A 10091-nucleotide genomic window follows, 5' to 3' on the forward strand; every position below is an offset into this window, starting at 1 on the left:
CCGGGCACCGTGCCGTTCGCGGCTGACGAGTGCGGGCGGCGGGCCTTCCTCATCAGCCGCTGACGATGGCGGACTCAGCTGAAGAGGTCCTGTACGCGGAGGTAGCCCGACGACCGCTCGTGCTCCCCGAACCAGAGGGGACCGGCACCGGAGCGGGCCGCATCGATGAGCTTCGGGCCGTACACGCGGAGGGCGAACGCCGGGATACCAATGCGGTAGCGACGGTCGGCCACGCCCGGAAGGTTGGGCTCGTCATGGACGATGAGCGGGGACAGTGCCGGGTCGCGCTCATCCACCCCGCCGGCGGGGCACAGTTCGAGGCTCACCAGCCGTTTCCCCGATCCCTCCCCCTGGGGGCACCAGAACAGGCCGGCTGCTTCGAGCGAGGCCCACGGTATGACGGCGTGCGCCGTCTGCTTGTGCAGCCAGACGCCGGTCGCGTCGAAGGCCAGGTACGCGTGGCGGTCGGCCCAGCCTGCCCAGGCCATGGCTGCCCCCACCGCGCCGAGGACAAGGAACCAGATCACCGCGAACACCCAGGTGCCGAACCCGTATTGATGGACGACGCCGGCGATCGGCACCGCGAGGGCCAGGACGAACGCAGCGATCGCGCCGCGCATGGTCGCGCGCATCCGCCGCTTGCCGAAGTTGAACAGGGCGGCGTCAGGGGCAGGAGAGGAGCCGTTGATCATGCGGCGGAGTGTACGGAACGAAGGTGAGCCGTTCCACGGCGACCAGGCGCGGCCCGGAGCGGAGCCGGTGCGGGGCCGGGCGCGGCAGCGTCGGGACGGCCCGCCGACCCCTCACCGGGCGGCGCCGCGTCCGGTTCCGGAGGAACGACCGGCCGTGGGGCCCTGCTTCCTGGCCGGGAGGGACCGCCCCGTCGCCTTCGGCTTCCTGGGACGGCCTGCCGGTGTGGTGTCGGGGGCGGCCAGCGGCGCCGTACTCCCGCGCAGGATGAGTCGGGTGGGCAGTACCACCTGCCGGGCGTCGTCCGCCTCGTCGTTCTCCAAGATCGAGCGCACCAACTTGCCCGCGGCCCGGCCGAGCTCGTCGGGTGACTGCGCGACGGTACTCAGGTCGAACAGCTCGGCCATCTCGTGGTTGTCGAAGCCGAGCACCGATACGGCCTCCGGCACCTGGATCCGCGAGGTGCGAAGGGCTTGCAGCACACCGATGGCGACCTCGTCGCTCTCCGCGAAGACGGCCGTGGGCGGCTGCGGCGCGCTCAGCAGGTGCGCCACCGCGTCCGCGCCCGCGCGCCGGCCCGTACCGCCACGGAACACAAGGCTCTCGTCCACCGGGATCCCCGACTCCGCGAGCACTTTGCGGTACCCCTCGACGCGGTCCTGGGCACTGAACGAGAAGCCCTTGCCGCTGTCCGTCTGCACGAAGGCGATCCGACGGTGGCCGACGTTGACCAAATACTGGGTGCCGTGCCGCGCTCCTTCGACGTCGTCGACGCGTACCCCGGCTCGCCCCGGCATCTGCTGGCTGACGAAGACCACCGGCATGCCCAGTTCGTCGAGCCGTTCACGCTCCGTCCCGGAGAGGTCGAACGAGGCGACCAGCAGGGCGTCGGCGTTGCGCCGGGCGGGCAGCCGCTCGAAGAAGGCGGCCCGTTCGGCCATGCTCGGTACGTCGTAGATCAGCAGGTCGAGGTCGGCGGCCCGCAGGACCGAGCTGAGTCCGGCCAGCATCGAGCCCATGAACCAGCTCTGCAGCGTGGGGACCATCACCGCGACCCGGCCGGTGCGGCCGGTGACCAGGCTGGAGGCGCTGCGGGAAATGCTGAACGACAGTTCCTTGGCGGCCTGTTCGACCCTGCGCCGGGTCGCGGGGGAGACCGTGGGCAGGCCCCGCAGCGTGCGCGAGACCGTCGACACCGACACACCCGCTCGCCGGGCCACGTCGGGCATGGTGGCGGGACTCTGACTGGGGCGCATGCGCTCAACGTACCCCACCGTCACAGCGGTGGGCAGGGGCTCGGCGTCCTTCTCCAATGGTCGGGAAGAGGGAAGAAATGACAGCGCTCCCATTCTTTGTCCGTCTGGCTGTGGTCGCTCGAAGTGCTGGCGTCCGCTGATATGCGAGGGCGACGAATCTTGTCACCACGGTTGACGCGGCCGTCTGCCCTCCCTAGCTTGCAAACGCTGTCATTCAGGCGTCAGCAGTCAAGGAGGACCTATGACGTTGAGCCGCCGTTCCCTGCTCGCCGGGAGCCTCGGCGGGGTCACGGCCGCCGCGCTCACCGCGTGTGGAAGCGAAGTGACGAACCCCGTGGCCGGACAGAGCGCCGCGATGCCCACCGAGCCCACCACCATCACCTGGTGGTGCCACAGCCTGACCGACCGTCGTAACGGGGAGCTCGCGCCGTTGCTGATCGCGGCGTTCGAACGACGGCACCCGCAGGTCCGGGTCAGATTGCTCAAGGCGCCGTCCGACACGGACACCAACCGCGCCACCCTCACCACGCAGATCGCCAGTGGGTCGCCGTCGCCCGACGTCTACCTGGGAGACGTCGTCTGGCCGGGCCAGTTCGCGTACAACAGCCTGGCGCTCCCGCTGGATCCCTATGTGCCGCAGGGCCATTGGAAGAAGTATCCGAAGCCACTGGTCGACGCCTGTTCTGCGGAGGGCGGCGTGTACGCGTTGCCCTTCTTCATCGATGAGTCGTTCCTCTACTACCGGAAGGATCTGCTGGCCAAGCACGGTCTGCGGGTGCCGCACAGCTGGGAGGAGCTGGCGCACACCGCGGCGAAGGTCCGCCGGAGCGGTGACGTCGGCTACGGCTTCGTCTGGCAGGGGTCGGTCTACGAGGGAATGACGGTGAACTTCACCGAGTTCCTGGCCGACGCCGGAGGCTCGGTCGTCGGCCCCGACGGAACCTCCGTCACCGTGGACGGATCCGCAGGGACGCGGGCCCTGTCCTTCATGCGGGAGTTGGTGGCCTCGAAGGTCAGCCCGTCGGCGGTCACCACCTACATCGAGCAGGACACGCTGGACGCCTTTCTCAGCGGGCGCTCCTTGTTCCTTCGGAACTGGGCCTACGCCTGGGGCGCGTCGAACGCCGAAGGGACGAAGACCGCGGGCAGGGTCGGTGTCGTCCCGCGGCCGGGATTCGAAGGCCGGGCGAGCGCCGGGTACAGCGGCCTCGGAGGCTGGAGTGTCTTCGTCAACCCGCACACCCGCGAGCTGGGTGGCGCCCTCGCCTTCGCGCGCTTCCTCTCCGAGGAGGGGCAGCAGGTGTTGCTGCGGGAGAGCAGCTACATCCCCGCGCTCACTTCTGCGTTGAACAGCCGGACCGCACGGCGGCTGGAGAGCCCGGTCCTCGACAACGCCCGCACGTTGGAGCTGGTTGCCCGGCCGTCGGGCACGCCGTACTACCCCAAAGTCAGCAAGGCCCTCTATACCCGCGCCAATTCCGCCGTCGGTGGTTCGGCTTCCGTGGGGGAGGCCCTGTCCGCCATGGAATCCGAGGTGCGGGCGGCACTGAAGGGAGGGGTGCTGTGAGCAACGGAACCGGGGGAAGCGGAGCTGTGCGAAGCAGCGCGGTGCGAGGTGGTGTGCCAAGGGACGGTGCGGTGCGAGGCGGGCCGGTCGGACGCTTCCGGCACTTCCGGCGCATCCGGGCCGACGACGGGCCCGGAAGCACACGCCGCCGCCGCGCCCGGGTGGGCTGGGGCTACACCGCTCCGACGCTTCTCGTCGTCGGCGCGGTCACCATCTTCCCGATCCTGTTCTCCATGGTGCTCAGCTTCACCACCGTGCGGATCACCTACGACGGCTTCCGCGTCGAGTCCTTCACGACCGCCAACTATGCGGCCCTGCTGCACAGTTCGGAATGGCGCGAGGCGTTGCTCTTCACCCTCTTCTACACGGTCGTCACGGTGCTGGTGGAACTGGTGCTGGGAACGCTGGCCGCGCTGGTGCTGGAGAGACTGGGAGCGGGGCGGGGCTGGATCATGGCGCTGCTGCTCGTTCCCTGGTCGCTGATCACGGTGGTCTCCGCCCAGCTGTGGGGCTATCTCTACGACGCCTCGTACGGGCTGGCCACGTGGTTCTGCGAACTCTTCCTCGGTCACTCCCCGGTCATCCTCGGCACACCCGCCACGGCCGTCGGCGGCATGATGGTCGCCGACATCTGGAAGACCACCCCCTTCGTGGCGATCATCGTCCTCGGCGGTCTGGTGATGCTGCCGCGGGACGTCTTCGAAGCGGCCGAGATCGACGGCCTGAACGCCTGGTCCACCTTCTGGCGCGTCACCCTGCCCCAACTGCGGCCGGTCATCGGGATCGCCGTACTGTTCCGCATCCTGCAGGCATTCGGCATCTTCGACCTGCCGTTCGTCCTGACGCAGGGCGGCCCCGGCACCGCCACCCAGTCGCTGGCCATCCTCGGCTACAAGACCCTTTTCCAGGACCTGAACATGGGGCCCGGCGCCGCGATCGCCACCACCACCGCTCTGTTGGTGCTGATCTGCTGCCTGGTCTTTCTGCGGGCGTTCACGTCCCAGGCGTCGGAAGGAGAGCTGCGATGAGGCAGCTGACGCAAGCGCGCGGCCGGGGCCGGCGGCGCTGGCTCAACCCGGTGAATCTGGGGGCGCTCGTCCTCGTCGTCCTCACCGCGATGCCCCTGTACTGGATGGCCTCGGCGTCCTTCAAGGATCAACGCGACATCGGCGCGAACCCCCCGAGCGTCTTCCCGTCCGACCCCACCTTCGCGAACTACTCCGACGCCTTCGGCGGCAACAGCCTGGGCCACTACCTGCTCAACAGCACCTTGGTGGCGGTCGTTTCCACCACCGTCGTCCTCGGCCTCGCGCTCTTCGCGGGCTACGCGCTGGCCCGGCTGCCGATGCGCGGCCACGGCACGATCATGGTCGCGCTGCTGATGATCTCGGTCTTCCCGGCCATCGCCGTGGTCACCCCGCTCTATCTCGTCGAACGCTCCCTGGGGCTGCTCAACAGTCATCTCGGCCTGATCATCCCGTACGTGGCGTTCCATCTGCCGTTCGCCGTCTGGATCATGCGCAACTCCCTGCTGGGGCTTCCCCGCGGCCTGGAGGAGGCCGCCGAGATCGACGGCGCCTCGGTCACCCGCACCCTGCTGTCGGTGATCCTGCCGCCGGCCCGGCCCGGACTGTTCACGGCGGGGGTGTTCACCTTCACCGCCACCTGGACGGAGTTCCTGATGGCACTCACCTTCAACAGCGAGGACTCCGCCCGCACGGTGCCCGTCGGCATCGCGCTCTTCGGCAGCCAGTACACCGTTCCCTACGGCACGATCTTCGCCGGGGCGATGTCCGCCACCGTGCCCATCGCCATCCTCGTCCTGGCCTTCCGACGCTCGATCACCTCCGGCCTGACCGCCGGGGCGGTCAAGGGGTGAGCCGATGACACCCGCGGCATACCCCGGTGCCCGCGGACCACCACCGCCCCCACCGGCCCGTGCGGATCGGCCGACGCCTTCCCGCCCGGTCGATCCGGCCCTCACCCGCAGACCGCAGACCCCACACCGCAGACATGGAGAGCCCCTGTGAGCACCCCGCACTCCGCGGACCCGGCGACCTGTGACCCGAACTGGTGGCGCCAGGCCACCGTCTACCAGATCTATCCGCGCAGCTTCGCCGACCACGACGGCGACGGCATCGGGGACCTCCCCGGTATCACCGCCCGGCTGCCCTACCTCGCCGACCTCGGCGTGGACGCCGTCTGGCTGAGCCCCTTCTACCCCTCGGCGCTGGCGGACGGCGGATACGACGTCGACGACTACCGCGACGTCGACCCGCGCCTGGGCACCCTGGCCGACTTCGACGCCCTGGTCCAAGAGGCGCACGGGCTCGGCATGAAGGTCGTGGTGGACATCGTCCCCAACCACACCTCGGACCGGCACATGTGGTTCCAGGAGGCCCTTCGCGCCCCGCGCGGCTCACGTGAGCGCGACCGCTACATCTTCCGCGACGGCCGTGGCGAGAACGGCGACGAGCCGCCCTCGGACTGGGAGTCCAACTTCGGCGGCCGCGCCTGGACCCGGCTCCCGGACGGACAGTGGTACCTGCACCTGTTCACCCCCGAGCAGCCGGACGTGAACTGGGACAACCCCGAGGTCAGGGCCGACTTCCTGACGACGCTGCGCTTCTGGTCCGACCGTGGTGTCGACGGTTTCCGTGTCGACGTGGCCCACGGCCTGGCCAAGGACCTGGCCGAGCCGCTGCGCGACCTCGGCAACGGCCAGGGCCGCCCCCTGGGCAAGCTCCCCCTCGACGGCAGCCACCCGCTGTACGACCGCGAGGAGGTGCACGAGATCTTCCGCGAGTGGCGCCAGGTGTTCAACGAGTACGACCCGCCGCGCACCGCGGTGGCCGAGGCGTGGGTGGCGAACGCCCGCCGGACGCTGTACGCCCGGCCCGACGAACTCGGCCAGGCATTCAACTTCGAGTTCCTCGAATGCCCGTGGAGCGCCCTGGAGTTCCGCACCGTCATCGACACCTCGCTGGTCACGGCGCGCGCCGCCGGGGCATCGGCGACCTGGGTGCTCTCCAATCACGATGTGGTGCGGCACGCCTCCCGCTACGCCCTGCCCGTCGGTATGAGCCGTACCGACCTGGACTCCTGGCTGCTCAGCGACGGCCGCGAGCCGGCCCCCGACGGGGCGGCCGGGCTGCGGCGGGCCCGCGCGGCGACGCTGCTGATGCTGGCACTGCCCGGCTCGTCCTACCTCTACCAGGGTGAGGAACTCGGCCTGCCCGAGGTCGCCGACCTGGCACGGGAATCCTTGCAGGACCCGGTGTGGGAGCGGACCGGGCACCAACGCAAGGGAAGGGACGGCTGCCGCGTGCCGCTGCCCTGGACGGTGGACGGCCCGTCCTTCGGCTTCAGCACGGGCACGCCGTGGCTGCCCCAGCCGGAGACCTTCGGCAGCTACTCCCTCCAGGCGCAGGACGGAGCCGAGGGCTCGACCCTGGAGCTGTACCGGGCCGGGCTGCGGCTGCGGCGCAAGATGATGGGCGACGAGAGCCTGGAGTGGGTCGGCGCCGACGATGCCACCGTCGGCGGTGTTCTCCACTTCCGCCGCAGCAGCGGATGGCACAGCGTCACCAACTTCTCCGAGAGCCCGGTGCCCGTCCCGCCGGGCGAGGTGCTGCTGGCCAGCGGTCCGCTGAGCGACGGCCGGCTTCCGCCGGACACGACCGTCTGGCTCCAGAACTGACCCACCGGGCCGGCGGAGCGCCGCACCTGGTGGCACGGGATCTGGTGGCACGGGACTTGATGGGCACGGGACCTGTTGGCACAGGGCCTGTTGGTACGGCGCTCTCCTCCACCGCCGGCCCCGAGGAGGACTCCCTTGGGGCCGGGGGGCCGCAAGGCTGCCGCCACGCCTCCCGCAGCCCCCTCCCTACGGGCGCACAACGGGAGTTCGATGTGACGCACCGTCACCACCGACTCCACCGTCACCACCACCATGGTCCTGGGCCTGCCCTCCGCTCCTTGGCCGAAGCACCTTCCCGGTCATCCGCTGGATGGTCTTGAGGGCCTGCCCCGTTCCGTCCCCCGTGGCCATGTGGCGCGCGGCGGCTTCGGCGGCTCGTGTGAAGGACGGTTGCTCGGCGACCTGGCCGATTGCGTCGGCAAGCCGTTCGGAGGTGAGGGCCCGGAAGGGGATCGGGGCGGGGGCGGCGCCGATCGCGGCGAGCCGCGCTGCCCAGAACGGCTGGTCCGCGGTCACCGGTACGGTGACCGCGGGCACCGCGGCGCGCAGTGCGGCCGCCGAGGTGCCGGCCCCGGCGTGGTGAACCACCGCGGCCAGCCGTGGGAACAGCAGGGCGTGCGGTACGTCCTCGACGGTGAGGATGTCGTCCCCGTCGGCGGCGAGCCCGGCGCTTCCGGACTGCAGGATCCCGCGCAGCCCGGCACGCCGCAGCGCCCGTACGGCGATCTCGCTCAGTCGCTCGCCGTCTCCGGCCGCCATGCTCCCGAAGCCGATCAGGACGGGACGGGGCCCGGCCGTGAGGAAGTCCTCCAGGTCCGTGGGCAACCGTTCGGCGGCGTCGAGGTGCGGCCACCAGGTGCCGCCGACCTCCATACCGGGACGCCAGTCGGAAGGCCGCGGCACCAGTGCCGTGCTGAAGCCGTGCAGAACGGGCCAGTTGGCCTCCTCCTGCCGTCGGCGCATCGCGGAGGCGGAGAGCGGAGGCAGTTGGAGGCGATGGCGCAGCTCCGAAACCGCCGGCTCGTAGACGCGGTCGGCCATGCGGAGTGCGAAGCGCCCCGCCGCGCGGTTGCCCGGGCGGCCCAGCGAACGGGAGCCCGTGATGACGGGTGGGAAGTCGCCGGTCGGTGCGGTGGGCTGGAGATAGACGCCGAGGCTCCGTATGCCCGTGGCCTCGGAGAGGTGCCAGCCGAGCGGGGCCGTGGTGGCCGACAGCAGGAGCAGATCCGTGCCCTCGGCCACCGCGCCGACGAATCCCTGGCCCAGTTCGGTGAGGAACGTGGCAGCGGCGCGCATCAGTTCACGTCTGCCCCGCACACCTGCGTGTGGGCGGGTGTCGGCGGGGAGACGGCGGAATTCCAGCCCGGCATCACGTACGAGGGGTGCGAAGGAGTCGGTGGTGGCCAGGGCGACGTCGTACCCGGCGCGGCGCAGTTCGCCGCCCAGGCCGGTGTACGGCGCGACATCGCCGCGCGAGCCGGCAGTGGCGATCATGATTCTCATCGGTCTTCCTCGGGTTCGGTTCGCGAACCGGCGCTGCGGGACGCGTTGGCATGGACGGCCTTGCACAAGTAGGCCGCGAGGTCCGGGCGTTGTTGTGACGGCGGTATGACCAGGGCGAAGGCGCGCGGGTCGGCGGCGAAGTCGTCCGCGATGCGCCGGTGCATGTCGGGCGGGCAGGGGGTGAACCAGCGCGCGAGGTGCCGGCGGTGCTCCTCGGCGAGGTCCATGGCCCGATCGCCGTCGCAGGGCTCCCCGTCGTCGAAGACCGCGATCAGCTCCGCGCGCCAGACGGCGGCCTCGCCCATGAGCTGCTGCCAGTCCTCCTTGGTGTGGGCCGCGGCGCGCGCCATCGCCTCGCGATGTCCGGCCGAGTTCCGCCACTTCAGCTCTGCCTCCGTGGCGTAACTGAGGTCGAAGGTGATCTCGCCGAAGACATCGAAGCGTTCCTGGGGAGTCAGGGGCACCCCGGTCTGCTGGACCTCGATGGCTCGTTCCGCCACCTCTGCCAGCCGCTGAAGTCTGCTGATCTCCTCGCTCAACTGCTGCTGCCGGGCTCGTAGTCGCTCCAGCGCGTTCGCCTGCGGATCCTTGAGGATGGCGGCGATCTCATCGAGGGGGAAACGGAGTTCGCGGTAGAAGAGGATCTGCTGGAGGCGCGCCAGATCGGTGTCGCTGTAGAGGCGGTAACCGGCGTGACTGCGGACGCTGGGTGAGAGCAACCCCGCCCGGTCGTAGTGGTGCAGCGTACGCACCGTCACCCCGGCAAAAGCCGCGACCTGCCCTACGGAGTAACTCATGCACCCGCCCTCTCGTCGGTATACAGCCTCAAGCCTGACGTAAGGGGAGGGTCAACCCGCTCTCGCGGGCGGCTTTCCTCACGAGCGGCGCCCCTTCATCGACGCGGAGGAGGCCCGGGTTCACCGAGTCGCAAAAGGTGAAGGCCCTGAGCCGGGCAGAGTCAGGGCCTTCGCGGCGCGTCTCCCGTGGGGGGAAGGATGCACGCGCCAATGGTGCTAACGAACTGGGGCGGTGCGAGGTCACGACGGTTGCGCGCGTTCGTCGCGGCTGCCCTCGAATTCCCGGCTGTCGAGGCGGAGATAAAAATTCGTGGCTGCGGCGCGACCGGGTATTGCTGGTCTCCGCTCATGCCCAGCCCCGAGGCATCAAGACGCCGGCCATCGGTTGTCCGGTGGCCAAGTGTGATGTCGCGCGCAGCCCGTGGCCCATGAGGCCTAGGGCGTGTCCGCAAAGTCGGTTAGTCGTTGCTCCGTTCGTGGTGCGTCGTCATGAACTGTCTGATCAGGCATGGGCTGTGATCAAGCCGTTGCTGGCCCCGCCTCGGATGGGGCGTCCGGTGCGGGATCGGCGGCAGGTC

The 10091-nt window shown here is 70.2% G+C and carries 8 protein-coding genes; 4 read left to right on the forward strand and 4 right to left on the reverse strand.

Annotation, left to right across the window (positions count from 1 at the left end; genetic code table 11):
- Positions 1-74: 74 nt before the first annotated feature.
- A complete protein-coding gene (locus ACH4FH_RS34585) occupies positions 75-692 on the reverse strand; it encodes a hypothetical protein (RefSeq protein ID WP_398559914.1) in 618 nt (205 codons plus the stop codon).
- A gap of 111 nt (positions 693-803) precedes the next feature.
- On the reverse strand, positions 804-1946 hold the full coding sequence (locus tag ACH4FH_RS34590) for a LacI family DNA-binding transcriptional regulator (RefSeq protein ID WP_398559915.1): 1143 nt from the start codon (positions 1944-1946) through the stop codon (positions 804-806).
- Between the two features lie 241 nt (positions 1947-2187).
- Here ACH4FH_RS34590 and ACH4FH_RS34595 point away from each other — a divergent pair, with 241 nt between their 5' ends.
- The 4 genes from ACH4FH_RS34595 to ACH4FH_RS34610 all read left to right on the forward strand — a co-directional run bounded on the left by ACH4FH_RS34595 (position 2188) and on the right by ACH4FH_RS34610 (position 7213).
- Positions 2188-3513, forward strand: coding sequence for an ABC transporter substrate-binding protein (locus ACH4FH_RS34595; RefSeq protein WP_398559916.1), 1326 nt, complete (start codon positions 2188-2190; stop codon positions 3511-3513).
- Positions 3514-3584: 71 nt separating this feature from the next.
- On the forward strand, positions 3585-4541 hold the full coding sequence (locus tag ACH4FH_RS34600; protein WP_398559917.1) for a carbohydrate ABC transporter permease: 957 nt from the start codon (positions 3585-3587) through the stop codon (positions 4539-4541).
- Positions 4538-5392: a carbohydrate ABC transporter permease gene (locus tag ACH4FH_RS34605; RefSeq protein ID WP_398559918.1), complete on the forward strand. Its 855-nt coding sequence runs from the start codon at positions 4538-4540 to the stop codon at positions 5390-5392. The genes ACH4FH_RS34600 and ACH4FH_RS34605 overlap by 4 nt, the downstream gene beginning before the upstream one ends.
- Positions 5393-5539: 147 nt before the next feature.
- The gene (locus tag ACH4FH_RS34610) at positions 5540-7213 is read left to right on the forward strand and encodes an alpha-amylase family glycosyl hydrolase (RefSeq protein ID WP_398559919.1); all 1674 of its coding nucleotides are present in this window, start codon (positions 5540-5542) and stop codon (positions 7211-7213) included.
- 186 nt (positions 7214-7399) lie between these two features.
- Here ACH4FH_RS34610 and ACH4FH_RS34615 read toward each other — a convergent pair whose 3' ends face one another.
- Both ACH4FH_RS34615 and ACH4FH_RS34620 read right to left on the reverse strand, forming a co-directional pair.
- Positions 7400-8716 carry a glycosyltransferase gene (locus ACH4FH_RS34615; protein WP_398559920.1) on the reverse strand — a complete coding sequence of 439 codons (1317 nt, stop codon included), beginning with the start codon at positions 8714-8716 and terminating at the stop codon, positions 7400-7402.
- A complete protein-coding gene (locus tag ACH4FH_RS34620) occupies positions 8713-9513 on the reverse strand; it encodes a MerR family transcriptional regulator (RefSeq protein ID WP_398559921.1) in 801 nt (266 codons plus the stop codon). Before ACH4FH_RS34620 ends, ACH4FH_RS34615 begins: the two co-directional genes overlap by 4 nt.
- Between the last annotated feature and the right edge of the window lie 578 nt (positions 9514-10091).

The organism is Streptomyces sp. NPDC017993, assembly GCF_044328065.1.
Lineage (GTDB): Bacteria > Actinomycetota > Actinomycetes > Streptomycetales > Streptomycetaceae > Streptomyces.

Coding starts and splice junctions, on each gene's coding strand:
- ACH4FH_RS34585 (WP_398559914.1), bottom strand. CDS start 692: ATGATCAACGGCTCCTCTCCTGCCCCTGACGCCGCCCTGTTCAACTTC.
- ACH4FH_RS34590 (WP_398559915.1), bottom strand. CDS start 1,946: ATGCGCCCCAGTCAGAGTCCCGCCACCATGCCCGACGTGGCCCGGCGA.
- ACH4FH_RS34595 (WP_398559916.1), top strand. CDS start 2,188: ATGACGTTGAGCCGCCGTTCCCTGCTCGCCGGGAGCCTCGGCGGGGTC.
- ACH4FH_RS34605 (WP_398559918.1), top strand. CDS start 4,538: ATGAGGCAGCTGACGCAAGCGCGCGGCCGGGGCCGGCGGCGCTGGCTC.
- ACH4FH_RS34615 (WP_398559920.1), bottom strand. CDS start 8,716: ATGAGAATCATGATCGCCACTGCCGGCTCGCGCGGCGATGTCGCGCCG.
- ACH4FH_RS34620 (WP_398559921.1), bottom strand. CDS start 9,513: ATGAGTTACTCCGTAGGGCAGGTCGCGGCTTTTGCCGGGGTGACGGTG.